The organism is Pseudonocardia sp. OZ21 (assembly GCF_059359135.1).
The window spans coordinates 1-26,539 of sequence record NZ_JCADBN010000027.1 but is presented as its reverse complement, the minus strand read 5'-3'; the positions used below and the strand labels follow the sequence as shown (position 1 = coordinate 26,539).

At 69.9% G+C, this 26,539-nt stretch carries 27 protein-coding genes and 1 pseudogene; 15 read left to right on the top strand and 13 right to left on the bottom strand.

Features of this window, described 5'->3' with window-relative positions:
* Window positions 1-18 precede the first annotated feature (18 nt).
* Both AC5L35_RS35365 and AC5L35_RS35360 read left to right on the top strand, forming a co-directional pair.
* The gene (locus tag AC5L35_RS35365) at window positions 19-873 is read left to right on the top strand and encodes a class I SAM-dependent methyltransferase (RefSeq protein ID WP_495064115.1); all 855 of its coding nucleotides are present in this window, start codon (window positions 19-21) and stop codon (window positions 871-873) included.
* A gap of 59 nt (window positions 874-932) precedes the next feature.
* Window positions 933-1,232 (top strand): alpha/beta hydrolase, encoded by a 300-nt coding sequence (locus AC5L35_RS35360; RefSeq protein ID WP_495064114.1) that lies wholly within the window; start codon window positions 933-935, stop codon window positions 1,230-1,232.
* Between the two features lie 75 nt (window positions 1,233-1,307).
* On the opposite strand, the gene AC5L35_RS35355 is transcribed toward AC5L35_RS35360, so the two are convergent.
* The gene (locus AC5L35_RS35355; RefSeq protein WP_495064113.1) at window positions 1,308-2,051 is read right to left on the bottom strand and encodes a MerR family transcriptional regulator; all 744 of its coding nucleotides are present in this window, start codon (window positions 2,049-2,051) and stop codon (window positions 1,308-1,310) included.
* Between the two features lie 116 nt (window positions 2,052-2,167).
* Window positions 2,168-3,361: an FAD-dependent oxidoreductase gene (locus AC5L35_RS35350; RefSeq protein ID WP_495064112.1), complete on the bottom strand. Its 1,194-nt coding sequence runs from the start codon at window positions 3,359-3,361 to the stop codon at window positions 2,168-2,170.
* Window positions 3,362-3,473: 112 nt separating this feature from the next.
* On the opposite strand from AC5L35_RS35350, the gene AC5L35_RS35345 reads away from it, so the two are divergent.
* Complete coding sequence (locus AC5L35_RS35345) at window positions 3,474-4,193, top strand: TetR/AcrR family transcriptional regulator (RefSeq protein WP_495064111.1); 720 nt, start codon at window positions 3,474-3,476, stop codon at window positions 4,191-4,193.
* 72 nt (window positions 4,194-4,265) lie between these two features.
* On the opposite strand, the gene AC5L35_RS35340 is transcribed toward AC5L35_RS35345, so the two are convergent.
* Entirely contained in the window at window positions 4,266-4,922 is a 657-nt protein-coding gene (locus AC5L35_RS35340; protein WP_495064110.1) for a TetR family transcriptional regulator, read from the bottom strand.
* Between the two features lie 156 nt (window positions 4,923-5,078).
* Between AC5L35_RS35340 and AC5L35_RS35335 the strand changes: the two genes are divergently transcribed.
* A complete protein-coding gene (locus AC5L35_RS35335) occupies window positions 5,079-6,422 on the top strand; it encodes an MFS transporter (protein ID WP_495064109.1) in 1,344 nt (447 codons plus the stop codon).
* 41 nt (window positions 6,423-6,463) lie between these two features.
* On the opposite strand, the gene AC5L35_RS35330 is transcribed toward AC5L35_RS35335, so the two are convergent.
* Window positions 6,464-8,326 carry a glycoside hydrolase family 2 protein gene (locus AC5L35_RS35330; RefSeq protein ID WP_495064108.1) on the bottom strand — a complete coding sequence of 621 codons (1,863 nt, stop codon included), beginning with the start codon at window positions 8,324-8,326 and terminating at the stop codon, window positions 6,464-6,466.
* A gap of 118 nt (window positions 8,327-8,444) precedes the next feature.
* On the opposite strand from AC5L35_RS35330, the gene AC5L35_RS35325 reads away from it, so the two are divergent.
* Window positions 8,445-9,086 (top strand): ribonuclease H family protein, encoded by a 642-nt coding sequence (locus tag AC5L35_RS35325; RefSeq protein WP_495064152.1) that lies wholly within the window; start codon window positions 8,445-8,447, stop codon window positions 9,084-9,086.
* A 47-nt stretch (window positions 9,087-9,133) separates the two neighbouring features.
* Here AC5L35_RS35325 and AC5L35_RS35320 read toward each other — a convergent pair whose 3' ends face one another.
* From AC5L35_RS35320 to AC5L35_RS35310, 3 genes are all read right to left on the bottom strand, one after another.
* A complete protein-coding gene (locus AC5L35_RS35320) occupies window positions 9,134-9,427 on the bottom strand; it encodes a GMC family oxidoreductase N-terminal domain-containing protein (protein ID WP_495064107.1) in 294 nt (97 codons plus the stop codon).
* A gap of 189 nt (window positions 9,428-9,616) precedes the next feature.
* Window positions 9,617-10,639, bottom strand: coding sequence for a methyltransferase (locus AC5L35_RS35315; RefSeq protein ID WP_495064106.1), 1,023 nt, complete (start codon window positions 10,637-10,639; stop codon window positions 9,617-9,619).
* Between the two features lie 48 nt (window positions 10,640-10,687).
* On the bottom strand, window positions 10,688-11,386 hold the full coding sequence (locus AC5L35_RS35310) for an alpha/beta fold hydrolase (RefSeq protein ID WP_495064105.1): 699 nt from the start codon (window positions 11,384-11,386) through the stop codon (window positions 10,688-10,690).
* Between the two features lie 233 nt (window positions 11,387-11,619).
* Between AC5L35_RS35310 and AC5L35_RS35305 the strand changes: the two genes are divergently transcribed.
* The 8 genes and pseudogenes from AC5L35_RS35305 to AC5L35_RS35270 all read left to right on the top strand — a co-directional run bounded on the left by AC5L35_RS35305 (window position 11,620) and on the right by AC5L35_RS35270 (window position 19,902).
* Complete coding sequence (locus AC5L35_RS35305; RefSeq protein ID WP_495064104.1) at window positions 11,620-13,074, top strand: dihydrolipoyl dehydrogenase family protein; 1,455 nt, start codon at window positions 11,620-11,622, stop codon at window positions 13,072-13,074.
* 138 nt (window positions 13,075-13,212) lie between these two features.
* Entirely contained in the window at window positions 13,213-14,091 is an 879-nt protein-coding gene (locus AC5L35_RS35300) for an alpha/beta fold hydrolase (protein ID WP_495064103.1), read from the top strand.
* Window positions 14,092-14,126: 35 nt separating this feature from the next.
* Window positions 14,127-14,426: pseudogene (locus AC5L35_RS35295) on the top strand (SDR family NAD(P)-dependent oxidoreductase); the annotation flags it as partial.
* Between the two features lie 85 nt (window positions 14,427-14,511).
* Window positions 14,512-14,847: an SDR family oxidoreductase gene (locus AC5L35_RS35290; protein ID WP_495064102.1), complete on the top strand. Its 336-nt coding sequence runs from the start codon at window positions 14,512-14,514 to the stop codon at window positions 14,845-14,847.
* 22 nt (window positions 14,848-14,869) lie between these two features.
* On the top strand, window positions 14,870-15,739 hold the full coding sequence (locus tag AC5L35_RS35285) for a DUF427 domain-containing protein (protein WP_495064101.1): 870 nt from the start codon (window positions 14,870-14,872) through the stop codon (window positions 15,737-15,739).
* Window positions 15,740-15,862: 123 nt separating this feature from the next.
* On the top strand, window positions 15,863-18,589 hold the full coding sequence (locus tag AC5L35_RS35280; RefSeq protein ID WP_495064100.1) for an ATP-binding protein: 2,727 nt from the start codon (window positions 15,863-15,865) through the stop codon (window positions 18,587-18,589).
* Between the two features lie 177 nt (window positions 18,590-18,766).
* The gene (locus tag AC5L35_RS35275) at window positions 18,767-19,537 is read left to right on the top strand and encodes an SDR family NAD(P)-dependent oxidoreductase (protein WP_495064099.1); all 771 of its coding nucleotides are present in this window, start codon (window positions 18,767-18,769) and stop codon (window positions 19,535-19,537) included.
* 62 nt (window positions 19,538-19,599) lie between these two features.
* Window positions 19,600-19,902: a ScoMcrA-related endonuclease gene (locus AC5L35_RS35270; RefSeq protein WP_495064098.1), complete on the top strand. Its 303-nt coding sequence runs from the start codon at window positions 19,600-19,602 to the stop codon at window positions 19,900-19,902.
* Between the two features lie 18 nt (window positions 19,903-19,920).
* Here the strand turns inward: AC5L35_RS35270 and AC5L35_RS35265 are convergent, their stop codons facing one another.
* From AC5L35_RS35265 to AC5L35_RS35250, 4 genes are all read right to left on the bottom strand, one after another.
* Window positions 19,921-20,346, bottom strand: coding sequence for a VOC family protein (locus tag AC5L35_RS35265; RefSeq protein WP_495064097.1), 426 nt, complete (start codon window positions 20,344-20,346; stop codon window positions 19,921-19,923).
* A 22-nt stretch (window positions 20,347-20,368) separates the two neighbouring features.
* Window positions 20,369-21,292, bottom strand: a complete 924-nt coding sequence (locus AC5L35_RS35260; protein WP_495064096.1) for a pyridoxamine 5'-phosphate oxidase family protein — start codon at window positions 21,290-21,292, stop codon at window positions 20,369-20,371.
* A gap of 127 nt (window positions 21,293-21,419) precedes the next feature.
* Complete coding sequence (locus AC5L35_RS35255) at window positions 21,420-22,289, bottom strand: DUF427 domain-containing protein (protein ID WP_495064095.1); 870 nt, start codon at window positions 22,287-22,289, stop codon at window positions 21,420-21,422.
* 52 nt (window positions 22,290-22,341) lie between these two features.
* Entirely contained in the window at window positions 22,342-23,061 is a 720-nt protein-coding gene (locus AC5L35_RS35250) for an SDR family oxidoreductase (RefSeq protein WP_495064094.1), read from the bottom strand.
* A gap of 119 nt (window positions 23,062-23,180) precedes the next feature.
* On the opposite strand from AC5L35_RS35250, the gene AC5L35_RS35245 reads away from it, so the two are divergent.
* Window positions 23,181-23,696 (top strand): CGNR zinc finger domain-containing protein, encoded by a 516-nt coding sequence (locus AC5L35_RS35245; RefSeq protein ID WP_495064093.1) that lies wholly within the window; start codon window positions 23,181-23,183, stop codon window positions 23,694-23,696.
* Between the two features lie 437 nt (window positions 23,697-24,133).
* Here AC5L35_RS35245 and AC5L35_RS35240 read toward each other — a convergent pair whose 3' ends face one another.
* Entirely contained in the window at window positions 24,134-24,880 is a 747-nt protein-coding gene (locus tag AC5L35_RS35240; protein WP_495064092.1) for an acetate uptake transporter family protein, read from the bottom strand.
* Between the two features lie 475 nt (window positions 24,881-25,355).
* Between AC5L35_RS35240 and AC5L35_RS35235 the strand changes: the two genes are divergently transcribed.
* Window positions 25,356-26,420 carry a lysylphosphatidylglycerol synthase domain-containing protein gene (locus AC5L35_RS35235; protein ID WP_495064091.1) on the top strand — a complete coding sequence of 355 codons (1,065 nt, stop codon included), beginning with the start codon at window positions 25,356-25,358 and terminating at the stop codon, window positions 26,418-26,420.
* A 33-nt stretch (window positions 26,421-26,453) separates the two neighbouring features.
* Here AC5L35_RS35235 and AC5L35_RS35230 read toward each other — a convergent pair whose 3' ends face one another.
* Window positions 26,454-26,537 carry a LuxR C-terminal-related transcriptional regulator gene (locus AC5L35_RS35230; protein ID WP_425563884.1) on the bottom strand — a complete coding sequence of 28 codons (84 nt, stop codon included), beginning with the start codon at window positions 26,535-26,537 and terminating at the stop codon, window positions 26,454-26,456.
* Window positions 26,538-26,539: the final 2 nt, after the last annotated feature.

Sequence of the window (26,539 nt, the reverse complement as noted above, 5' to 3'; positions counted from 1 at the left end):
ACCACCACGGAGATCGCCATGACTGTCACGTTCGACCCGATCCGCTACAAGAACACCACCCGGGCGCAGTGGGAGGAGGCCGCCGCGGCCTGGCACAGGTGGGGCCCGACGATCGAGGACTGGCTCGGCGAGGCGACGGCGCTGATGCTGGACGCGACCGGCGTCCGGACCGGCAGCACCGTGCTCGACGTCGCTGCAGGCGCCGGGGGCCAGACGCTGGCCGCAGCGCGCCGGGTGGGCCCGGCCGGGCACGTCCTCGCCACCGACATCTCGCCCGCGATCCTCGCCCACGCCGCGTCCGAAGCGGCCGCCGCCGGGCTCACGAACGTGCGGACCAGGGAGCTCGACGGCGAGCGGCTCGACGTCGACGCGGCCGCGTTCGACGCCGTGATCTCGCGCCTCGGCCTGATCTACCTGCCCGACCAGGCGGGAGCGCTGGCCGCGCAGTACCGCGCACTGCGACCTGGGGGCCGGGTTGGCGCGATCGTCTACTCGACCGCCGAGCGCAACGCCTTCTTCGCCGCCCCCGTGTCGATCATCCGGAGACGCGCGAGCCTGCCCCCACCTGCGGCCGGGCAGCCTGGACCGTTCAGTCTCGGTGGCCAGGGCGTGCTCGCCGAGATGCTGCGCCGCACCGGCTTCCGCGACGTCGGGACGCAGACCGTCGGGGCGCCACTCCGGATGCCCACGGCCGTGGAGTGCGTCCGGTTCGAACGCGAGTCCTTCGGCGCGCTGCACCAGATGCTCGCCGGCCTCGCACCCGAGGACCGCGAGGCAGCCTGGCAGGAGATCGGTGCCGAGCTGGAGCGGTTCGAGGGGCCCTCCGGGTTCACCGGCCCCTGCGAGCTGATCGTGGCCTGGGGCGTCAAGTGACCAGGGCCGCCGTGTCGCCGTAGACGACCGTGCTACGTCCTTTCACTACCGGCCGACCGGTGCCGGAGTCACACCACGAGTGCGAAGCCTGGCCGGTGCAGCCGACCCTGCCCCAGCCGTGGGTCACCGGCCCGGACGGCCTGGCGCCGACCCCGACGATCTCCGTCACCGGCGACCCGGCCACCCCGTACCAGGGCGGGGTCAACCTCGCCCGCGTACTGGGCGGGAGCCTGCTGACGGTGGAGGGGGCCCAGCACGGCGTCGCGATGTTCGGTCAGAGCGAGTGCGTCGACGGCCTCGTCGCCACCTACCTGACCCACCTGCAGACCCCGCCCGACGACGCCCGCTGCACCGTGTAGCCGGCGCGTCGGCCGACCGGGACCCGCCGACGGTGGACTGCCCCCGCGCCGGGTCCCGGTTCTTCCCGGGCCGTGTCATCTCGCCGTGTCGTCGGGGTCGTGCGCTGTGGTGAGGGTGGCCATCCGGCGGAGGACGTCGAGCTGGGCGGGGTGGTAGAGGTCCTGCATGGCCTTGCCGATCGTCTGCTCGGCGAAGCGCGGGCCGTGCGGTGCGTCGGAGTTCGGGGCGACCAGCCCCGGGTACTTGGCTTGCAGGGCCTGGACGTAGGGGACCAGTCGCTCGGCCACGCCTTGGCGGGTCGGTTCGTCGGCGTCGACGGGCAGGTCGTCGAACTCGGAGACGACGGGATCGACGGGGAGATCCTGCAGCATGTCCGCGTAGGCCTGCAGGCGCTCCGGCCCGAGCACCCTGGTCAGGACGACGACGAAGGAGCGGTCGGCGTCGGACATCTGCCCCTCGGCGGCCCGGGCGAACTCCGCCGGCAGGTCGGTCGGTACGGCCTGGCGCAGGATGAGCCCGAGTTCGATGCGGATCCGTTGGAGCCGTTCGATGGTGGCGGCGAGTTCGGCGTCGAGGGTGCGCAGGGCGCGCTCCGGGTGGTCGTCGGTGTCGCCCATCGCGGCGATCTGAGGCAGGGAGAACCCGAGTTCGGTCAGGCGTTTGATGCGCAGCAACCGGACGAGGTGGGCCACCCCGTACTGCTTGTAGCCGTTGGTCCGCCGCTCGGGCTCGTCGAGCAGCCCGACCTCGTGGTAGTGCCGGACCGCACGCAGGCTCGTGCCTGCGAGCTCGGCGATCTCCCGGGTACTCCACGCCACGGCTCGCACCTCATTCCCGGAGTTCGGGGCACCACGTCTGTGCCCCCGACCTTCATTCGAAACCATGCCGTCGGGGCATGGTCAAGCCATCCGGTCGGCACGGGCGCAAGACGTCATCACGTCTTGGTGGCGCGGCGGCCGCCGACGTGCTCGGCGACAGGGACGCCCATCTTGCCGAAGAACTCGACCATGTCCCGGGGGGCGTCGTCGGCGAAACACAGGTCGAGCCCGCGGGCGGAGCGCCGGGCCGCGACGGCGGAGCGCGGGAACATCGCCGTCTCGTACTGGCGCAGTGCGGCCTCGACGTCGTCACCGTGCTCGATCAGCGCCAGCGCCAGCTCGCAGCCGTCGAGCATCGCGGCGTTCGCTCCCTCGCCGGCGAACGGCGACATCAGGTGGGCGGCGTCGCCGACCAGGGTCACGCCCGGGGTGCGCGTCCACGAGTGGCCGGTGGGCAGGGCATAGACCCGGCGGGCCACGATCCCGTCGTCGCAGTGGCGGATCAGGTCGGTCAGCGCCGGGGTCCAGTCGGCGAACTCCGCCAGCAGGGCGGTGCGGGTGGCGGCCGGATCCGACCAGTCGACGCCGCGTGTGTCGAGCCAGTCCTCGGCGGTCCGCAGCATGGCTCCCAGATGCAGGTCGCGGCCGCCGTGCCCGCCGAGGTTCTTGTTGTCCGACAGGGCGAACAGGCTCCCCGTGCCGACCAGGGCGGCCGATGCGGGCACCGTGGTCGGCGCATCGGTGACGTGGAGTTCGAAGGAGCTGATCCCGGCATACTCCGGGGAAGCGCTCGAGAGCAGGGGACGGACCCGCGACCACGCGCCGTCGGCCCCGATCAGCAGATCGGTGGTCCGGCGCGAGCCGTTGGCGAAGACGAGCTCGTACCGTCCGTCCCCCAGGCGATGGGCCCGGATGAGCTTGTGGCCCCAGACGACCCGTCCCGGGTGAAGCGAGTCCAGCAACAGGGCGCGCAGTTCCGTGCGGTCGACCTCGGGTCGCCCGCTGTGGTCCGAACTGTCGGGGGAGGCCTGGTCGATGAAGACGGTGCCCGCCTTGTCCATCACCCGCATGCCCTCTGCCTGCGGCCGGGTGAGCCGGCGGAACTGCTCGTACAGTCCCGCTTCGCGCAGGGCCAGCTGGCCGGACTCGACGTGCAGGTCGAGCAGGCCGCCCTGCCTGCGAGCGTCGGCAGTGGCGTCGAGTTCGTAGACGGTGCAGGCGATGTCGTGCTGCTGCAGGATGCGGGCCAGCACCAGCCCGCCGAGACCGCCGCCGACGACGGCGATGGACGGGGAGGACGAAGAGGGCATGTCGACACCTCGAATATGATCGATGGGGTTAGACGTGTACGGCGTATCCGTCCAGACGTGTACACCGTATTCGTCTCGCACGACCTTCGCAACCGACTCGAGGAGCGCTGCCGTGGCCGACGAACCGCCACCCGTCATCTGGGCGCGTCTTTCCAGCCAGGGGCGCGGACCGGCGCGCACTCTCGACTACGTGGCCATCACCGCGGCCGCGATCGCGCTGGCTGACGAGGACGGGGTCGACGCGGTCTCGATGCGCAAGATCGCCGGGCGGATGGACCACAGCCCGATGGCGCTCTACCGGCACGTCGGCAGCAAGGACGACCTGACCGAGCTGATGTACGACGCGGTGCTGGGCGAGTTGGACCTGACCGGGATCCCGTCCGGGAGCTGGCGGGCCGACGTCGCCCGGCTGGCCCAGGAGATCCGCCGGCTCCATCACGCCCACCCCTGGATCGCCCGGTTCGGGCACCGGCCGACCCTCGGACCCAACGCCCGGCAGTTTGCCGAGGCCGGTCTGGCCTGCGTGGACGGGCTCGGTCTCGACATCGACGCGATGATGGATCTGCTGTCCACCGCGCTGCAGTTCACCCGGGGCTTCGTCGAACAGGAGCTGGGAGAGGTGGAAGCGCAGCGGCGCACCGGCCTGGACTTCGCGGCGTACCAGCGCCGGACCGGGCCGTTCATCTCGCAGTTGTTGCGGGAGGGCGAGCTCCCGTACCTGAAACGGCTGATCATCGAGGCCGAGGACCTCCCCGATCCGGACGTGGTCTTCGAGCGTCGCCTGGCGATGGTGCTGGACGGGTTGGCGGCCAGGATCGGCCGTCCGAGCTGACGCGGACGAGCCCCCCGGGGATCACGCGCCGACACACCGGGTTCTGTGACCAGGTCTAGGTCGCCCAGCCGGTCAGGCGAGGCCGACGACGAGCAGGTCGACGATCCGGGCGGCCAGGTCGTGCAGCTCGTCGCCGGTCTGGCCCTCGATCCGGCGGAACCACATGTCGACGGCGTTGAGGTTGCTCAGCAGGGTCCTGGTGGCGAGGGTCGAGTCCACCCTGCGCAACGAGCCGTCGTCGATCCCCTCGGTCACCACGCGGTGGAACATCTGCTCGTAGTCGTTGCGGAGCCGATTCAGGTCGAGCAGCGCGTCGCGCTGGCGGGCCTTGAGCGCGGTCATCGCCTCGCCGCGCACCGCCTGGTGGACGACGTGGTGGTAGGCGAGGTCCTCCATCAGGTTGAGCAGGTGGGCGATCGACATGGCGACGAGGCGGTCGCGACCGGTACCGGGGCCGGAGGCGTGCGGCTCGACCCGTTCGCGGACGCGTCGCATGCCCTCCCCGTACACGGCGAGGAAGATGTCGAACTTCGACCGGAAATGGTAGTAGACGAGGCCCTTCGTGGCCCCCACCTCGTGGGCGATGTCGTCGATCGTGGTGGTGGCGAACCCGCTGCGCATGAACGCCTCCGCCGCGGCGTCGAGGATCCTGCTCCGTGCGCTGACCTCGACCTCGGGGCTCGTGTCCACCGGCTCCTCCTCGCTGCCCACACCCGGGCCCTCCAGCATGCCTCTGCTGCGCCGGTTGACACTCCGTGACGGCGACTTTACCGTGATACTCGGTAGTATTGCTGGTGGTTGGCCCTAAAGGTGTGACGGCCGCACCGCCGGCACCTGGCAGTGCGCCCCCGGATCCACATCGACGTCGAAGCCGGAGCCCACCCGATGACCAGCGCGACAGACCTGCTGCACGAACTCGCGACGAAGAAGGCCATGGCGCGGCTGCTGCCGGTTCTCGCCATCGCGTACTTCATGTCCTATGTCGACCGGACGAACGTCGCCCTCGCGAAGACGGCCCTCGAGGCCGACATCGGGCTCAGCGCGGCCGCCTACGGGCTGGGTGCGGGCCTGTTCTTCGTGAGCTACGCCCTGCTCGAGGTGCCGAGCAACCTCGTCCTCTACCGGATCGGCGCGCGGCTGTGGATCACCCGCATCGCCGTGACGTGGGGTGCGGTCTCCGCGGCGATGATGTTCGTGCAGAACGAGTGGTCGTTCTACGTCCTGCGCCTGCTGCTCGGCGCCGCCGAGGCGGGCCTGTTCCCGGCCATGATGTACATGGTCACGCTGTGGTTCTCGCAGAAGCACCGCGGCATGGTGGTGGGCCTGATCTACACCGCGCCCTGCCTCGGGATCTTTCTCGGCTCCCCCATGGGCGGCGCGCTGATGGAGCTCGACGGCTTCGGCGGCCTGCACGGATGGCAGTGGATGTTCCTCGTCGAGGGGATCGTCACGATCCTCGTCGGTGTGGTGGTCTGGATCCTCCTGCCGGGGCGGCCCGCGGACGCCAAGTGGCTCACGACGGAGGAGGCCGCGGTACTCACGGAGCGGGCGGTGGGACACGAGGCACCGTCGCGGACGCACCTGCGCGGGAACCTGCGCTACGCGTTCGGTCGGCCGGTGGTGATCGTCCTGGCCGCGATCTACTTCATCAACCAGGCGATCAGCTCGGGCATCGGCTTCAACTTCCCGGCCCTGGTGCAGTCGCTCGGCATCCAGAGCCCCTTCCTCATCGGGGTCGTGGCCGGTGGCGGCGGCCTCACCGGGCTGGCCGGAGTGCTGTTCTTCCCGTGGCTCCAACGACGTGTCGGTCGCGAGATCGCCCTCATCGGCGTGTGCGCCGGCGCCGGACTGCTCATCCTGGTGACCTTCATCCTCTCCACGAGCGTCGGCTTGAGCATCGCGCTGATCTACGTCGCCAACTTCTTCGCCCTGGGCACCCTGCCGCTGTTCTGGGTGGTCGCCATGTCGCGCATGTCGGGCCTGATGGCAGCGGCCGGCCTCGCGTTCATCAACATGATCGGGATCGTCGGCGGGTTCGTCGGCCCCTTCGTCTACGGCCTCATCGAGAGCGCCACCGACAGCCTGCTGGCGCCGTACTACACGATCGCGGTCGCGTCCCTGGTCGGCGTCGCGCTGGTACCGCTGCTGGGTCGGATCATCCGTCGCGAGAAGGAGCAGGAGACGACCGGCCCCCGACCGGGGGAGCCGTCCGTGCAGACACCCGCGTGAGAAGTCGGCGATCTGGTGAGGGGCAGCGCGGAGACCGGGTGTCAGCTCTTTCCGCGGACCGCATCGCGGATTTCCTGGATCGGCGCTTTCGCTTCCCGGTCGGCCGTCAGTAGGCCGTTCGTCTCCTGCATGGTGTCGGTGAGCTGGGTGTAGCAGGAGCCGGCGAGAAAGGTGCTCGCCCTGATGCCGTTGTAGAGGGCGGTGATGCGCGCGATCCAGTCCTCCGCATCGGCGGCGGCGGTGTATCCCCAGCCGTCCTCTCGCCGATCGGCGGGCTGGTAGTCGATGCCACCGAACTCGGTGAGCATGACGGGCTGGCCGAGGTCCTCGGACCCGTCGAGGAGAATGCGCCTGCCGGCCGGACCCATGCCCGTGAGCAGGTGTTCTCGAGCGGACTCGTCGGCGTAGGTGCGCGCGAGTGCTCCGCCGTCGCCCTCGTAGTCGTGCACGGTGATGATGTCGGAGTTCTGCTGCTCCCACCCGTCGTTCGAGATCACGGGTCTGGTGGGGTCGAGGGCACGCGTGAGGTCGGACAGCGCCCGGGAGTAGGCCTGCTGGGCCCGGTCCTCGCTGACGTGCTGGATTCCCCAGGACTCGTTGAACGGCACCCAGGTGACGATCGACGGGTGCGACGCGTCGCGGTCGACGGCGTCCATCCACTCCCTGGTGAGCCGCTGCACCGCGGTCGCGGAGAACTCGTAGGCGCCCGGTGTCTCGCCCCACACGAGAAGTCCGAGCCGGTCGGCCCAGTACAGGAAACGAGGGTCCTCGATCTTCTGGTGGATCCGGCACGCCGTGAACCCGAGTTCCTTGATGAGTTCGACCTCGCGGCGCAGCGCGGCACGCGACGGTGCGGCGAGGTGGCTGTCGGGCCAGTAGCCCTGGTTCAACACCGACCGGACGTCGTACGGACGGCCGTTGAGCAGGAACGCGCCGCGCCCCACGCCGACCGTCCGGATCCCCAGGTAGGAGCCCACCGCGTCGACGACACTCCCGTCGGCGTCGTGCACCGAGACCGTGGCGTCGACCAGCCGCGGGTGTTCCGGTGACCAGGTCAGCTCGTCCTCGGCCTGCCCGTTGCGCTGGCGCCGTACCGGCACCGGCACGTGGAGGGACGTGGCGCCCTCGGCCACGTCGACGTCGATCGTGCCGAGGTCCTCGTCCCCCTCGTCGAACCGCAGCGCTACCCGGAGGCGGGTGCCGGCGGCGGCCCGTCCGCGAAGCCGGACGGTCAGATCGACGCCCGCCGCGCCGGCCGGGAGCCACTGCACGTGCTCGATGCTCGTCGCCGGCACCGCTTCCAGCCACACGGTCTGCCAGATTCCGGTGGTGCGCCGGTACCAGATGGCGTGTGCGTCCTCGTGCCAGTCCTGCTTGCCGCGCGGCTGCGTGAGGTCGTGCGGATCATCCTCTGCACGGACGACGAGGACGTGGCTGTCGCCGTCGGCCACGAGCGCGGTCACGTCGAAGGTGAAGGGGGTGTGGCCACCCTCGTGCTCTCCGACGAACCTCCCGTCGATCCACACCCGGGCCCGGTAGTCCACCGCGCCGAAGTGCAGCAATACCACTGGTGCACGCTCGGATCCGCCTGCCGCGACCAGATCGTCCGCGGTGATCGTGCGGGCGTACCAGACCACGGGATGGAACCCGGGTTCGGCTATCCCCGACGCCACCGATTCCGGCGGGAAAGGCACCGTGATCTCCCGTGGCTCGGGCAGACCCGCGTGCCACTGCGCGGCGATGCCGCTGTCCGCGTCGTCGTGGCGGAATGACCAGATACCGTCCAGATCCGCCCAGATATTGCGCATCATCTGAGGGCGGGGGTAGGTGCCGTCCTGCTGAGAGGCCAATGGGACCTCGGGGCTCGTGATGGTGGACCCGGAAGCGACGGAGGCAGTGCGCACGAGCGCACTTTAAGCGCTGACGGTGACGCTCCTGCGGCCGCCGACGACGGTCACCGGGGGAGGGGCTGCGGCTGTGACGGGCCCCCGGACGCCCCTCACTAGGCTGGTCGGCGTGCCGATGACCGCCAAGTACGCCACCACCTGCAAGGTCTGCTCGTCGCGTATCAGCCCCGGCGAAGAGATCGGCCGGTCCGGTGCGGCCTGGGCGCACGCTGCCTGTGCGACGCCGGAGGCGGGCGAGGCGGCAGGCGCCGCACCGAGGACGGCGGCGGCCCGGTCGAAGCGCACGACCCAGCGGCCGGACATGCCCGCCGCCGAGGGGGCACTGGAGGTGTGGACCGACGGGGCGTGCTCGGGCAACCCCGGGCCGGGTGGCTGGGCGTGGGCCACCCGGGACGGGCGGCAGGACAGCGGCGGGGAGGCCCCCACCACCAACCAGCGCATGGAGATCCGGGCCGCGCTGGAGGCGGTGCGCGCGTTGACCGGGCCGCTGGTCGTCGTCAGCGACTCGACGTACGTCGTGAACTGCTTCCGCGATGGCTGGTGGCGGGGGTGGCTCGACCGGGGCTGGGTCACCAGCGCCCGCAAGCCGGTCGTCAGCCGCGACCTGTGGGAGCCGCTGGTCGCGCTGGTCAACGAGCGCGGTGACGTGTCGTTCCGCTGGGTGAAGGGACACTCGGGCGACGAGATGAACGACCTGGTCGACGCGCTGGCCGTGGAACAGACCCGCGCCCCCGCCTCCGTCACTCCGGAGCCGTAACGCTCTTCTGTCAGCCGTCAGACAGCACTTTGGCTCCCCGATGCGCATCATGAATCCCCGATCATGATGGTGGCGGGCGTTACTGAGATCTCCAGGGCGTCCACCATGGTTTCGAGATCATGGTCCCCGTCACTGCGCGCCTCCCGCATGTAGATCATGCCGTTGAGAGCGCTCGATCCGCCGACGACCCGGCCCCTCGGTAGGAACAACGAGCGCCCGTTCGCGTGTTTCTGCGGAACTGTCGCCATTCGACCAGTCGAGCTGTCCGCCGAAAAGCTCCGGCCACCTCCCCGGAGAATCCACCAGTTCACAACTTGCGTCCGGTCCGGATTCGAGAACATGTACGGTATACTCGTGGTCGAGCAGTCTGCGGATGATCACGCTTCCCGCTGGGCCTGCGCCTACCACCACGTAGTCATGCTCGGAATGCTTCGAAACACCCTCTACGGGATCCGCCCTTCGCCGCGCGGCTCCATCCTCACATCGATTCCGGGCGGGTGGGTAGCAGTGCTTGTACCAGGCGACTGTGGTCAGGCGGGTAGGGCACTCAACAGGCTGTAGGGCCGGCCCGGGGATGGGAGCGGGGTCACGTCCATCAGCTTCAGGCCGGAAGCGGCGAGCAGTTCGGCGAATTCCGGCGCGGTGCGTTCCCTGCCGGGGAGGTTGATCAGCATGTTGAGATCCCGCACCAGCATGGCGGTGTCGAATGCCGTGGGATCGGTGGGGACCACCGACTCGATCAGATACAGCTTCGCATTCGCCGTCATCGATTCCCGGCACCGTTTCAGCACTGTGGTGGCCCGTACGTCGTCCCAGTCGTGGACGATGTGCTTGAGCAGGTAGGCGTCACAGCCGTCGGGCACCGACTCGAAGAAGTCGCCACATACGATCTCGCACCGGTCGCGGACCCCGGCTGCCGTGAGCTGTGCATCGGCGCCACGCGACCCGGACTCGGTGTCGTACACCAGCCCGAGCGTCTGCGGGTTCGCGGCGAGCACGCCGGCCAGGAGGGCCCCGCTGCCGCCGCCTACATCGGCGATCCGGCCGTGCCAGGCGACGTCGAGCTTGCCCAACGCCTGGGCCACGCTCCGGCTGATCTCTGCCATCGTGTCATTGAAGATCCCCGCCTGTTCCGGATGCGCCGACAACCGGTCGAAGTAGTCCTGGCCGAATATCTCCCGGACAGCGTCACGTCCGGTGCGGACACTGTTGGCCAGCTCGCCCCATGGCCGCCGTCTCTCCGCGTCTCCGTACAGCAGAATCGAGTTGCGCACCGATCCGGGGACGCCGGAACGCAGCAGCTGGCCGGCCTCGGTCAGTACGAAGACGTCTCCGTCGAGCCCGACTATTCGCATGGAAACTGCCACGCGCAGTAGCCGGTACAGCGACGGCGCGTGCGTTCCGGATCGCTCGGCGAGTTGCTCCACGCTCGCCGCCCCGGCGGCCAGCAGTTCGACGATGCCGAGACTGACCAATGAGTGCAATATGTGAGGAACGAACGAGTTCCAGATGATGGAGTCAAATCGGGCGCGCTCACCTTCGGAACTGTCCATACCGCCGTCCTACCAGATGGTCGACGCTCAATGCCCGGCGTGTCAGTTCTAAGGCAGACTCCGCGTGGCCTTGTCGACCGCCTCGAGAAGCAGCTCCGTGACGACGGACGGGGCGGTCATGAGGGGGATGTGATCGGCGGTGTGTGTGCGCACCGTCGCAGCCATCCGCTCGGCCATGAAGCGCTGTGTCTCGGCCGGAATCATGCGGTCGTCCTCTGCGATCAGGTACCAGCTCGGGCGGTCTCTCCAGAGCGGGCGTCCGACCGCGGCGGTGATGCACGCGGGCGAGATCGGCCGTTGGAGGGCATGGAGCAGGGCCTGCTCCTCCGCGGATGCGTTCTGGGCGAAGGCCGAGGGAAAGGCGTCGACGGGAAGCCAGATCAGGCCGTGTGCGTCGGGTTCCAGTACGGGTGCGGCCGGGTGAGGGGTCGCTCGGTGGAACACGTCCGCAACGGTCTCTCCTTCGTCCGGCGCGAGTGCGGCGACATAGACCAACGCCTGCACGTCTGCCGCGCGGGTGGACGCGATGACTCCGCCGGCGTAGGCGTGCGCGGCCAGCACGACCGGCCCGGCGACGCGCTCGAGGGTGCGGTCCAGCGCCGCGACGTCGTCCTGCAGTGACGTCAGCGGTAGCGGCGCGGCGACGGATCTCACCCCGGCGGCCCACAGGCCGGTGATCACCTTGCTCCAGCTGGAGCCGTCTGCCCATGCCCCGTGGGCCAGGACAACGGTCACGTCGGAAGACACATGTACTCCTCTAGCGGTCGGCGGGGGCGCGAATGTACGGGCGGACGGTGCCGCGTGCACCCGGGGTGCTCGGCTAGGGCGTTCGCGGATGCGAGCGGGTCGGCCTGCCGCAACGCTGACAGCACGCAGGGTGTGCCTCGCGGTTCGCCGTACCACGGCCACAGCAGCCGGGCCCACGGACGCGTCTCTTCAGACGCCACCCGTCCGCAGAAAAGCAGAAAAGGGAGTTCACCATGCCCGATCGTGCCCGCGCAGCATCGGCGTCCGTCAGCTACGACGTCATCGTCCTCGGGGCCGGCCCGGTCGGCCAGACCGTCGCCGGGCGGTCTCGTGCCCACGGACTGAGTGTCGCTGTCGTCGAACGGGAACTGGTGGGCGGCGAGTGCTCCTACTGGGGGTGCATTCCCAGCAAGGCGATGCTCCGGCCGGTCATCGCGGTCTCGGATGCCCGCCGGGTCGACGGGGCCCGGGAAGCGGTCACCGGTCGGATCGACGCGGGTGCGGTGTTCCGCCGCCGCGACCGGTACGTCACCGGGTGGGATGACAGCGGGCAGGCCGAGTCCCTCACCGGCATGGGGATCGCTGTGATCCGCGGGCACGGGCGGATCGAGGGTGCGCGTCGCGTCGTCGTCGCCACCGGCGACGACGAGCAGCGGGTGCTCACCGCGCGGCATGCGGTTGTCGTGTGCACCGGCAGCACGGCCGCGCTGCCGGATCTGCCCGGCATCGCCGAGGCCCACGCCTGGACGAACCGTGCAGCCACCGACAGCAGTGACGTCCCGCGCCGGCTCGCGATCGTCGGGGACGGCGGGGTGGCGGTGGAGATGGCCACCGCGTGGCAGGGGTTGGGCTCGTCGGTCACCCTGCTCTCGCGCCTGCACGCGCTGCTGCCCCGGATGGAGGCGTTCGTCGGCGAGATGGTGGCCGACGGTCTCAAGGAAGCCGGGGTCGACGTGCGTAGCGGTGTGTCGGTCGTCGAGTTGCATCGGCCCGGCGGGACGGGCCCGGTCACCCTCGTTCTGGACGACCGCAGCGAGGTCACTGCCGATGAGGTGTTGTTCGCCATCGGGCGGGAACCGCTCACCGAGGACATCGGCCTGGACACCGTCGGGCTCGCTCCCGGGTCGTGGCTCGACGTCGACGACAGCTGCCAGGTCCGCGGCGTCGACGACGGTTGGCTCTACGCCGCGGGCGACGCCAACCACCGGGCGCTGCTGACGCACCAGGGCAAGTACCAGGCCCGCATGATCGGCAACCTGATCGGAGCACGTGCTGCCGGGCGACCGGTGGACACCTCGCCGTGGGGTGCGCACGTCGCCACTGCCGACATCGATGCCGTACCGCAGGTGTTCTTCTGCGACCCGGAGGCAGCGAGCGTCGGGTTGACCACCGACCAGGCGCAGCGCGCCGGGCACCGGGTCCGGGCTATCGACGTCGACCTCGAGCGGGTGCCGGGCGCCCTCCTGTATGCCGACGGCTACCGCGGTCGGGCCCGCATCGTCGTCGATCTCGACCACGAGTATCTGCTCGGCGCCACGTTCGTCGGGCCGGGCATGGCCGAGCTTCTGCATTCGGCGACCGTCGCCGTGGCGGGTCGGGTACCGATCGACCGGCTCTGGCACGTCGTGCCGTGTTTCCCGACCATCAGCGAGGTCTGGCTGCGCCTGCTCGAGGCCTACCGGGGCTAGCCCGCGCGCCCAGGCGCAGTAGTCGGTACTGGGCGTAACGGCGCACACAATGCGGCGGGCCTCATGCGATCGGGCCATGTCGCAGTAGGCGGTCGTGACAGCTGAACAGCGGGGACTATGAGGATTGGTAGCGAAGTTATGATCGATGTACACCACCGCACGGCGACCGTGAACGGCCATGAGATCTTCTATCGAGAGGCCGGTCCCGCAGGGGCGCCCGTGGTTCTGCTCCTGCATGGCTTTCCCACCAGTTCGCGGATGTTCCGCCGGCTGATGGCTGCGCTCGCTGATCGCTACCACCTCATCGCGCCCGACCACCTCGGTTTCGGGAATTCGGCGATGCCCACGGTGGATGAGTTCACCTACACCTTCGACGCCCTGACGGACGTGACGGAGGGCTTGCTCGACCACCTCGGCGTTGATCGCTTCGCGATGTACGTGCAGGACTACGGCGCGCCGATCGGCTGGCGCCTTGCACTGCGCCGGCCCGCGGCCGTGGCGGCGATCATCAGCCAGAGCGGCAACGCCTACGACGAGGGTTTCGTCCCTGAGTTCTGGTCGGCGGTGTGGGCGTACGCGGAGGCCCCCGGCCCGCAGACCGAGCCGGCGGTTCGTGGGGCGTTGGAAGTCGAGGCCATCCGCTGGCAGTACCTCACGGGAGTGCCGGACCCGGATCTCGTCGATCCGGACACCTGGGTTCTCGACCACGCCCAGGTCAGCCGCCCCGGCAACGACGCGATCCAGTTGGCGCTGTTCCGCGACTACACCACGAACCCTCCGCTCTACCCCGTGGTGCAGGAGTACTTCCGTAGCAGCGACGTGCCGTTGCTCGCCGTCTGGGGAGCAGGCGACGAGATCTTCGGACCTGCTGGTGCCACGGCCTTCGCCCGCGATCTTCCCGACGCCGAGATCCACCTCATCGACGGCGGCCACTTCCTGCTCGAGAGCGCCCTGGACACGGCGGGTGGATACATCCGCGGCTTCCTCGGTCGCACTCTCACCCCACATCCGTCCTGACCGACTTCTGCAACCCCGGAAGGGGCCGGACCCTCATGACCGGACCTCTGCACGACCGCACCGTCCTCGTCATCGGGCGGGGCAGTGGCATCGCTCATGCGGTGGCCACAGCCGCCCGGGACGCCGGCGCTCATGTCGTCGCCGCCGGTCGCAGCACCGACGCCCTCGCGGCCGCCTACGCCGACGAAGACCGGATCACCACCGACTACGTCGATGTCACCGATGACGCGTCGATCAGCGCGCTCGGCGAACGGATCGGGAGCCTCGACCACGTCGTGTCCACCGCCTCGGCCCGCGCCCGCGGACGCCTCGCCGACCTCGACCGCGACGCGATCAGGGCGTCGTTCGACACGAAGGTCATCGGGCCGCTCATGCTGGCCAAACAACCTCGCGCCGCGGCTGAACGACGGCGGGTCGTTCGTGCTGTTCTCCGGCGTCGCGGCGTTCAAGATCGCTGTCGGCACCCTCGGGGTCGCGATCACCAACGGCGCCGCCGACACGCTGACCCGCTCGCTCTCACTGGAACTGGCGCCCATCAGGGTCAACGCCATCTCCCCGGGAGTGATCGACACCGGCGCCTGGGACGCCCTGGGTGAGCAGGCCAAGACCGAGATGTTCCAGGACATGGCCGCCCGCAACCCGGCACGGCGCATCGGCCGGGTCGAGGACGTCGCGCAGGGCGTGCTCTTCGCCCTGACCAACACCTTCCTCACCGGCGTGACCCTCGCCGTCGACGGCGGCGAACCCTTGACCTGATCCGTATCCGAAAGGACCGACCATGGGCCTGTCCTGGCAGCAAGGACCGCTCTCAGCCGGAACCCCGGGACGCTTCCTCGTCCCGGACCCCCTGCCCGAACGGCTCCTGTTCGCCGAGCCGTTGCGACGGCGAATGCGGGTGCGGTTCGGCGGTGAGTGGATCGCGGACAGCGAGACCGTCGTCCTGCTGCACGAACCCGGCCGATACCCCGTCGCCTACTTCCCGATCGAGGACGTCGATCCCGGATCGATGGAATCCCTGGAGACCGTCACCGAACACCGTGACCTGGGCCCGACCTCGTGGTTCGCGGTCCATGCCGGTGGGCGGACCGCGCGGCGCGGGGCGTGGCAGCACATCGGCCTGCCCGGGTACGCCGGCGAACTGGCGGGCCGGGTGGCGTTCGCCTGGCGGGCGATGGACGCCTTCTACGAGGAGGACGAGCGCATCGTCGGCCACGCGGCGGACGCCTATCACCGCATCGACATCCGTCGTACGTCGCGACACCTGGTCGTGTGCTCCGGCGACCGTCAGGTCGCGAACACGAGAGAACCGGTCGTGCTCTACGAGTCCGGCTTCGCCCCCCGCTGGTACGTGCCTCGCACCGGTATCGACGAATCGGCGCTGACCCCGGTCGAGGGCCAGACGTTCTGCCCGTACAAGGGCCTGGCCAGTTACTACGACATCGGCGATGCCAAGGGTGCTGCCTGGTCCTACCGGGACGCCTGGCCCGAGGTCGGGCGGGTACGTGACCTCGTCTCCTTCGAGCCGGACAAGGTCACCGTGTTCCTCGACGGCACGGTGCTCAAGCTCGAACCCGGCCAACAGGTCACCCCACACGGCGTCGACCGTGAGCTCACCGTCGACGAGGTCGCACCCGGCCGCCCGCGCTGACGTCCGCCCGCGTCCAGGGGTCTTCTCGCAGGTCAGGGTACGGTTGGTGGGGTGCCGCCGCCGCGCCAGGAAGATGCCCGGGTTCCCCGGAAGCCGGCGTCTCGAACGTCTGGGGTGCGTCCCGTGTTGCTGGACAGGCGCAGTGAACGCGAGGTGCTCGACCGCGTCGTCGCCGATCTGCGCAGGGGCGAGAGCCGCGCACTGGTGCTCAGAGGAGACGCCGGTATCGGAAAGACCGCACTGCTGGAGTACGTGGTCGGACAGGCCGCAGGCTGTCAGGTCGTCCGGGCCGGCGGCATCGAGGCCGAGGACGAACTCGCCTTCGCTGCCCTGGAGCAGGTGTGTGCGCCGATGTTGGACCGGCTGGCGCGGCTGCCCGGGCCGCAGCGCGAGGCGTTGAGCACGGCGTTCGGCCTCAGCGTCGGACGTCCACCGGATCGGTTCATGGTCGGCTTGGCGGTGTTGAGCCTGTTCGCCGAGGCCGCACGGGAGCGGCCTCTGCTGTGTCTGATGGACGACACCCAGTGGCTGGACCGGGCATCGGCGCAGGTGCTCGGGTTCGTGGCCAGACGGCTGAAGGCCGAGTCGCTGGCGATGATCTTCGCGATGCGAGGCACCGGCGATCAGGCGGAGCTGGCAGGCCTGCCGGAGGTACACGTCACCGGGCTGCCAGAGGAAGAAGCCCGCGCGCTGCTGTTGTCGGCCCATCCCGGGCCGGTCGACGACCGGGTGCTCGACCGGGTCGTCGCCGACAGCCAAGGCAACCCGTTGGCGCTGCAGGAGCTGCCACGCGGATTCACGCTGGCCGAGCTGGCGGGCGGATTCGGGCTGCTCAGCACTGCCGCACTGCCGTACCGCATCGAGGAGAGCTTCCGACGGCAGATCGCCACACTGGCGCCACTGACGCGACAGGTGTTGCTGGTCGCCGCCGCTGAACCCGTGGGCGATCCGGTCCTCGTCTGGCGCGCGGTCGACCCGCTCGGAATCGGCATGGGCGCCGAGCGTGCACTGCGGGAGGCGGCGGCGGGGTTCCTGGAGCTCGGTGCCCGGGTGACATTCCGGCATCCGCTCCTGCGGTCTGCCATCTACCATGCCGCCACCCCGGACGATCGGCGGCAGGCGCACCGGGCGCTGGCGCGGGTGATGGATCCCGTCACCGATCCTGACCGACGCGCCTGGCACCTCGCCCAAGCGACCGTCGGGGTTGACGACGATGTTGCCGACGAACTGGAGCAGTCGGCCGGGCGGGCGCAGGCCCGGGGTGGGCCGGCCGCGGCCGCCGCATTCTTCGAGCGTGCGGCTGACTTGACGCGGGACTCCGCACGACGACGGGGGCAACGGCTGCTCGCCGCCTCGCAGGCCAACTACCAGGCCGGGATGCCCCACGCGTCGCTGCCGCTGCTCGCGCGGGCCGAGGCGTGCCCGCTGGGTGCGCTCGAGCGTGCCCACGTCGATCTGCTGCGTGCCCGCGTGGCGTTCACCCTGAACCGCGGGCCCGAGGCGCCCCCCTTGCTGCTCAGAGCGGCGACCCGGCTGGAGAAGCTCGACGCGCGGATGGCCAGGGAGACCTATCTGGAGGCGCTGCGGGCGGGCTGGTTCGTCGCCCATCTGTCCGCCGGTCCCCACCTGCATGATCTGTCCGCCGCCGCTCTGGCGGCGCCCGCTCCGGAGTGCCCCGGTAGTCCGTCCGACCTGCTGCTGGACGGTCTCGCTGTGCGGTACCGGGACGGTTACCCGGTCGGCGCGCCGCTGCTGAAGCATGCGTTGGACGCGTTCCTCGATGCGGAGCCGGCCGGCGAGACGGATCTGCGATGGCTGTGGTTCGCCTGCACGACCGCGCTGGACCTGTGGCAGGCCGAAGCAGGCGAGGTGCTCACGAGCCGGTTCGTTCAGCTCGCCCGGAACTCGGGCGCGCTGACTGCGCTGCCCCTGGCCCTGACACAGCGCGTTGTCATGCAGGTGTTCGCCGGCGAACTGGCCGCTGCTGACCTGCTGCTGGAGGAGTTCGACGCCGTTCGGGAGGGCACGGGGCTCGACGAGCTGCCCTACGCCGCTCAGCTGCTCGCCGTGTGGCGCGGCCAGGAGGAGAAGGCCGCAGCGCTGATCGAGGCGACGACCCGGGAGGCGACGCAGCGCGGCGAGGGGGTCGGCGTGGTCGCCGCAGGCTGGATGCAGGCTCTGCTGCTCAACAGTCTCGGCCGCTACGACGAAGCCCTGCCCGCGGCGCGGCAGGCGACGGAACCCCGCCAGGAGATGGGCGTCGTGACCTGGTGCTCATTGGTGGAGCTCGTCATCGCGGCGACCCGCACCGGGCATGGCGGCACGGCCTCCGAGGCGCTCGCTCGGCTGAGGGCGATGACGCAGGCGAGTGGCACCGACTGGGCGCTCGGCCTGCAGGCGAGCTGCGAGGCGCTGGTCCGCTACGGAGAGGCTGCGGAGCCGTACCACCGCGAGGCGATCGACCGTCTCGGCCGTACGCGCATGCGTGGCGGCCTGGCCCGCTGTCATCTGCACTACGGCGAGTGGCTGCGTCGCAGCGACCGGCACCAGGAAGCGCGTGAGGAGTTGCGCACCGCGCACACGATGTTCACCGCGATGGGCATGGACGCCTTCGCGGCGCGGTCCGCGCGGGAACTCGGCGCTTCCGGCGAGACCGTTCGTAAGAACAGCGACGTGAGCTCCGGTCAGCTCACCGTGCAGCAGGAGCAGATCGTGCGGCTGGTCCGCGACGGGTTGTCGAACGCGGAGATCGCCGCCCGCCTCTTCATCAGCCCGCGCACCGTGGAATGGCACTTGAGCAAGGTATTCATCAAATACGGAGTCACGTCCCGCCGGGAACTGCGGAGCTGATCCGGCACCGGGCGCCCCGGACCGGCGCCGGGAGTGACGAACGAGGGTGCCACCCGGGGTTTGCCTAGGCAGATCCCGGGTGCGATGCGGATGTGCCGCGGTGAAGGTAGCCGGGTGAGCCGGATACCTGGCTCGATTGCCGAGCATCGGATGATCCGATGAGGAACGGAGATCGTCATGACCGAGACATTCGAGGGGCGCAAACTGATCGTGATCGGGGGAAGCAGCGGAATGGGGCGGCAGACCGCGGCCGACGTCGTGGCCGGCGGCGGAAGCGCGGTGATCGTGGGCCGCAGTTCGGAGCGGGTCGACGAGACGGTCAAGACATTGTCGGCCAAGGGTGAGGCGTGGGGTATCACCGCCGACCTCGGCGACCGTGAGCAGGTCACCCACGTGCAGCAGCGGCTTGCCGGTGAGCACGCCGACGCCACCCTGCTGGTCAACGCCGCCGGCATCTTCGTCCCGAAGCCGTTCCTCGACCACGACGGAGCCTCCTACGACTCCTACCACGAACTGAACCGCGCCCTGTTCTTCCTGACCCAGACCGTGGTGCGCGGCATGGCCGAGGCCGGCGGCGGTTCGATCGTCAACATCGGCAGCATGTGGGCCCTGCAGGCAGTCGGCGCCACCCCGTCCAGCGCCTACTCGATGGCCAAGGCCGGACTGCACGCGCTCACCCACAATCTGGCCCTCGAACTGGCAGACCGGCACATCCGGGTGAACACCGTCGCACCTGCCGTGGTCGCCACGCCGATCTACGAAGGTTTCATCCCGCCGGAGCAGATCGCCGCGACGCTCGAGAGCTTCAACGGCTTCCACCCCCTCGGCCGGGTCGGCACCGCCCAGGACATCGCGTCGGCCATCACCTACCTGCTCTCCGACCGTGCCGGGTGGGTCACCGGCACCATCCTCAACGTCGACGGCGGCGTCATGGCGGGACGCAACTGACGTTTCCGCACATCCATCTGTGGCCGGCGGAGATGCCGGCCCCGGCGACTTGGGAGAAACAGATGACACATCCGCCGGCGTGGGACCAGGTGACCCCTGCTGACGTGTTGCACGCGATGCAGGAGTACGACCGGCTCGGAGCGCAGCGGTTCTTCGACGAGCACGGTTTCGCCCCGACCACGACCTATGACCTGGTCTGGGACGAACGTCGTTATCCGCCGAAGGCGATCCTGGGCACCGCTTATGAGCTGGCGACGGGCCACCGCCTCGCCTCCGGCGATTTCGAGGGCGGGAAGACCGGCGCCGTCAGGGTGCTCGGAAAGCTGGGGTTCATCGTCCACCACCGCGACGGCCCCCTCGCGTAGATCGCGCAGGAGCGTCGGCTATCCGGGCGGGTGGAAGCCGCGCTCCTGCAGCGCCCAGGTGTTGCCGTCGGGGTCGGCGAAGTCGGCGAAGCTCGCGTAGTCGCCCCGCTGGGGATCGACACCGGGCTGCCACCCGCCCTGCCACCCGTCGATCGGGGACTTGTGCCGGATATCCCCGACGTCGACACCACGTCCGAGGAGATCACGACGCGCGGCGTCGATGTCGGTGACGACCAGATACATGCTGCGGTCCGGGGCGTCGGTGCGGCCGGCGACGAGCTGAATCGAGCAGTGCGAGCCCGGTGGCGTCAGCTGGACGACCCGGAAGTCGTCGCTGGGCCGGTAGTCGACGTCGAGGGTGAAACCGACCTGCTCGGTGTAGAACGCCAGTGCCCGGTCGACGTCGCCGACCGGCAGGACGACGACCTCGAGTCGGTAGTCCATTGTCGTCACCTTCCGTGGAGGGCTACGTGAGGGGCGGGTTGTCCCGAGAGAACGCCAGATCGAGAGCCGTGAACGGAAGCCCGCTGGTGGCAGCCACGTGCACCGGGGTGAAGTGGACGCGACGGCCCGTCTCGGCGTCGTCTCCCGCCGCGCCCGGCCGGACCCATTCCAGGGTCGACCTCCCCGAGATCTGCAGGGCGGTGCCAGTGGTGAAGTCGAGGAAGAGCAGGGCGGTGGTGGGATCGGTGATGATGTTGCCCAGGCTGTTGAACAGGTTGTTGCCGGGATAGTCCGGCCACCAGAGCTCACCGGACTCCTCGACCCGCACGAAGCCTGGTGAGCCGCCGCGGTGGGAGGTGTCGGTGCCGTGGGTGGGGTGGGTCGTGCCGAGGATGAACGTGTCGGCCCGGCTGATGAGCGCGATGTGTTCCGCACGGAGGTTGCCGTAGCGATGGGTGACGGTGTGGGCTCCGGCGTGCTCGATGTCGCCGTGGCGCAGGTGGCGCAGGTGGCGCTGCTGGATGTACCGGGGGCAGTTCCCGTAGGCCTGGTCGAGGGATATCTCCATCTCGTGTTCCCCCTCCCGCGTGAGGGTGCCGTTGAGCCGGACCCGGCGGCGGATCGCGAGGTCGAGGGCCATTACCGCGACCGGTTGTCCCTCCGGTAACCGGTACAGGGGTTCGCCCTCCGACGGGGCGGTACGCACCGTCAGGGTCGAGTCGTGAGCCACGAGGAAACCCGGCCATCCCAGCAGCGGGGAGGTCCACAGCTCGCCGGTGTCGTCGCGGCCGGTGAGGATGGCGAGGTCGCGATCGGCCAGGAAGCGGCTCATGGCACCGCCGAGATGCGGGGTGGCAAGCATCCCGGAGAGGCGGGAGGCGTCGTCGAGAATGCCGGCGCGACGCTGCACAGCGCGCTCGCCGTCGTGAAATCCATTGATGGTCACTGCCGTTCCCTCCTTCCGTTGGGTTCAGGCCTTCGCCTGGTTCGGGATAGTGGGAGTGGGTGGGCCGAGGCCGACGCCGAGACTGCCGCGCCCCAGGTGCTCACGCCAGTTCCGGGGTGGGCAGCGGTCAGCCGGACCTGCTGGTCGCGACCTCGTCGACGGTGAGCCCGCGGTCGACGCCGTGGGGGGTGACGCGCTGGCCGGGTTCGAGGTCGAGGACCTTGTCGTCGAGCAGCACGGTGACCTTGTCCGGTTCGAACGACACCATGTCGCGCACCCGCCCGACCTCGGGCCACGCCTCGACGTAGGACCACGCCGCCCGCTCGACGTCGCCGACGTCGTAGTAGCTGGCCAGACCCTTGTAGGGGCAGAACGTCTGGCCCTCGGCCGGGGTCAGGGCCGCGGGGTCGACGTCAGCGCGGGGCACGTACCAGCGTGGGGCGAACCCGGACTCGTAGAGCACGAGCGGCTCGACAGTGTCGGCGACCACCTGGTCGCCGACACGCACCACCAGGTGGCGGGAGGTGCTGCGGATGTCGTTGCGGTGGTAGGCGTCCGCGGCGTGGCCGACGATGCGCTCGTCCTCCTCGTAGAAGGCCTCCATCGCCCGCCAGGCGAACGCGACCCGGTCCTCGAGCTGGGCGGCATGTGCCGGCAGTCCGGTGTGCTGCCACGCCGCGCGCTGCGCGGTCTCCCCGCCGGCGCTGACGGCGAACCACGACGTCGCACCGAGGTCGCGATGGTTCGTGACGGTCCCCAGGCGCTGGAGGGCGCCGGGGGTGACGTCACCGAGGGGGAAGTAGGCGACCGGGTAGCGGCCGGGTTCGTGGAGGAGGACGACGTCCTCGCTGTCCGCGATCCACTCTCCGCCGAACCGCACGCGCATCCGTCGGCGCAGCGGTTCGGCGACCAGGAGTCGTTCGGGCAGCGGATCGGGGACCAGGAAGTGCCCGACGGCTGACGCGGAGAGCGGTCCTTGTTGCCAGGACAGGCCCATGACTTGTTCCGATCGAGTAGGTGGGCCGGCCGCGGGTGCGGCCTGTTGCGGATCAGGTGAGGGCTTCGCCGCCGTCGACGGCGAGGGTGACCCCGGTGAGAAACGTGCTGGTCAGGGCGAACAGCACCGCGCCGGCGACGTCATCGGCGGTGCCGATGCGCCGAGCCGGGTTGCGCTCGCTCTGCTCGGCGAACAGGTCCGCCTTGCCCTTCTCTCCCAGTGCGTCCCACGCGCCGGTGTCGATCACTCCCGGGGAGATGGCGTTGGCCCGGATGGGGGCCAGCTCGACCGCGAGGGAGCGGGTCAGGGTGTCGGCGGCGCCGTTGGTGATGGCCACGGCCAGGGTGCCGACGGCGATCTTGAAGGCGGCCACCCCGGAGAACAGCACGAGCGAGCCGCCCTCGTTGATCCGCGGGCCCAGGTGCTTGGCGAGCATGAGTGGCCCGATGACCTTGGTGTCCAGCGACGCCTGGACCGACTCACGGCTGAGGTCCTGCAGCCGCCCACGGGCGCGGGCCGATGCGGTGGACACGATGTGGTCGAGCGTGCCGAGCCGCTCTCCGAGGGAGACGATCGAGTCGTCGTCGGTCACGTCGACGGTCTCGGTGGTGATACCGGGTTCGTCGGCGTAGGCGGCGGCGAGCGCCTCGGCGTTGCGCCCGGCTGCGACGACATCGGCGCCCGCGTTGCGCGCGGCGAGTACGACCGCGCGGGCGATCCCGCTGCCGCGGCCGATGACGAGCACGGTCCGGTTCTGCAGTGATCCGGTCATGGTGGGCACGTCCTTCGGGGAGCTAATCCCTAATCGTGGTTTTACTGGTTAGCTGGCCCGGTCATCAGACACCGGTCGACCTAACTTGTCAACCGGTTCATCATGGTTAGTATGGCGGCATGGCGTACACGGTTGACCCGGACGACGAGCTGATGCTGCTCGATCTGCTCAACAGCACTCCGGTGGCGCGGGGCGGGTTCGTGGATCTTCTTGCCGTCGACGCCGACGCTGCGGACTGGAGCCGGGCCCGGGGCGGCACCGGCTCGCCTGCGGAGGTGGCCCACCTGCGCCGGGTCCGTGACCAGCTGCAGGCCGTGGTCCGAGGCGCCGAGCCGGCGGCCGCGCTGACACCGGCGCTGCGCGATGCGCGCCTACTTCCCGATATCGCGGACTCCGGGGTGAGCTGGCGTCTCGACGTGCAGGACGACCGCCGGCTCGCCACCTACGCGCTGCTCGTGTGGGGGCGGGTGCAGGAGCAGATGCCCGGCCGTCTTCGTCCGTGTGCCAACGACGAGTGTCGCCTGTTCCTGCTGGATCGCAGCCGCCCGAACACCGCCCGCTGGTGCTCGATGAAGACCTGCGGCAACCGGCTCAAGGTCCGTCGGCACTATCAGCGCAACCAGAGGGCCGTCTGATCGGCGGTTCGGAGTCTTCCCGCGGAGGGCCACGCTCGGACCTGCTGCCGTTGCTGACCGGGGGCCGGGCGGTCATGACCGGCTCCTGGCAGAACGAGTCGGGTCCGGCGCTGGTCGAGGAGATCGGCGTGACCTACTTCGTCGCGCATCCCCGGTACGTGTCCGCTCTGGTCTCCGAGGCGAACAGACCGGACATCCGGCTCGGCGCGCCGCGCGTGATCGTCGCAGGCGCTGCTCGATCCCGGCGACCCTGCCGGGCTGATTCGGGGTGCCGCCGCCGGTCAGGCGGTGCTGCCGGCCGGTGCGCTGTCGGCCGCGGTGGTGACATCGATCAAGACTCCTGCTCACCCGCGGATCTCGGGGTTCCCGAAGGCGCGCCGCCGCGCACGGTTCGGCGCGCGCGGCGGCGGTCTTCTGCTGGTGGATCAGGGAGATGGCTACTGACCGACCTTCACCCCGGGCTCGCCCGCCTCGAAATGGATCACGTTGTTGTGCGGCGGGATGCCCTGCGACGCACCCGGCGGCCGGCGGCTGCCGATCGGTAGGACGGCCCGCTTGAAACTGGACTGGATCATCATCGCGCCGGCGAGGTACCAGGCCAGGAGGGCACTGATGATCAGCAGATAGGCGCCGATGGCCTGGACCAGCGGCAGGCCGCCCAGCAGCGCGATCGCGAGCAGCGTGGAACCGGCGGCCAGCATGACCAGAACCCCGGTGAGCACGACGTTCTCGGCGGCGGCTGCGATCGCACCCAGCACCGTGATCGCGGCCAGCACCACGAACCAGAAACCGAAGGCACCGGCGGCGGTGGCGCTTGCGACGGAGGGCAGGACGCCCACCGCGATGAGCAGGTTGTAGATCCCGTAGGCGATCCAGAACGCTCCCCACATTCCGTGCATCGCGGTGGCCACCGCGTCACGCGCCCGGTAGGCCCACATGCCCGCGAGGAACTGCGCCAGACCACCTGCGGTCAACGCGAAGGGGAACAGGACCAGCGGGGTCTCGCTGTTTCCGTACCAGCCGGCCAGGTTGCCGGCGACCATGAACGTGGCAGCGGCGAAGCCGAACAGCCCGAGGATGGGCGGGGCAGCGACGGGTGACAGGGTGATCCTGGTGCGGTCTCGCCAGAAGGTGTAGTCAGGCGCCTCGGCGATCGGCGAGTGCCCGTTGATGTCCGTGCTCAATTTTCCTCCAGATGTAGTGCAAGTCCTCGCCCGAGCGACTGCTCGGGCCGGGTCGGCAAACCCTGTTCTGTGAGTCGCCGCGCCTGTGACCCGTAGGGCGACCCGCAGCGTCATGCCGTGCACGTGAGGGCTGGAGATCCCGCGGGTCACGAACGCACGCCGACTCTTGCGCAGCAGAGCGCGGGTCGCGTCCGTGTCCGCCCCGGTCAGATCCCTGGGGCTGTGCGCCGAGAGCACGCGGGAGAAGGCGGCAGAGGCGCGTGGCATCCGTGTGACACGCCGGTCACCCCGGCGAGTCCGCCATCGAAGGTCTGCGCAGTTGGTGCGGCCCGGTCCCGGCCGGCCCCCCACATCTGGCGCCGGTGCCACGACCGGCCGTGGGACTGGCGTGGCCACGGATGCGAGCGCGGGCCCGGACAGATGACGATCGCCTCATGCGGACCTGGGCGAGAATCCCCGAGGGAGTCGGACGACATTGACGTGGCATAGCGTGCTGCAGAAGCACTGGCGGTCGGCGGCGCACTGGGTGGTCGTCGGCGTGGCAGTCGGCTACCTCGCCTGGCTCGTGCCGGGGCTGGCGGTCCAGGTCGTCCAAGCGACCGGACCGTTGGGTCACCTGCGGTGGGAGTGGCTGATCGTCGCTGTGCTGTGCGGCGTGTCGGCGTTGGTCCTGTACGGCGAGCTGCACCGGCAACTTCTCCTGGTGGGCGGGGCACGCCTGTCGGTAGCCACGGTCCAGGGCATCAACTTCGTCGAGAACGCGGTGTCCACCACGGTGCCCGTCGTCGGTGGCGCAGCCGCCATCGTCTACGCGATCGACCAACTTCGTCGCCGCCGGGTCGACTCGACGCTGGCCTCCTGGTCGGTGCTCGTGGCCGGGATCGTCGCCACGCTGAGCCTGCTGGTGCTGGGCGCCCTCGGTCTGGGGCTGGCGGGCCGTATCCCCCTCACCGTCGCGGTGGCGCTCGCGGTGGTGATCGCCCTGGGCGCGCTCGGCGTGTGGAAGCTGCTGACGCACCCTGCGGTGCTGCGGCGCGGCCTGCGTCTGCCGATAGCGCTGAGCCGTTGGGTGCCAGGGGTGTGCCCTACGTGCCGGAGTACATGGCTGGAGCGGACCGACGAGGTGTCCAGCCGGCTGTCCGCCCGCATCGCGCTGTTGCGTCCGAGTGCCTTCCGTTGGCTCGGCCTGATCGCACTGGCCGCCTTCACGTGGGTTCTGGACTACCTGTGTCTGGCGTCCAGCGTCGCCGCGGTGGGCTCCCCGGTGCCCTGGGGTGCGCTCCTCGTGGGCTTCCTGCTCGTGCAGGGCAGCATCGCGTTGCAGATCTTCCCCGGCGGTGTCGGTCTGGCCGAGACGAGCTTGCTCACCTTGCTGCTGGCCTCCGACGTCGCCGCCGCGCCTGCGGCGGCGAGCGTGCTGATCTACCGGTCGATCACGTGGTTGGGCCTCTCGCTGCTGGGATGGGCGGTGTACGCGCTATGGATTCACACCGCCCCGCTGCATCTCCACCGCCACGCGCCCGAGCTGACCAGCGCATGAGCACCGGCGCGAGCCGGGGTGGGATTGCAGAACTCAGCGGTAGAGCTGTCGGCGTGAGGTGATGTTGAGTTTGCCGAAGATCTTGTGGAGGTGGTACTCGACGGTGCGGGGACTGATGA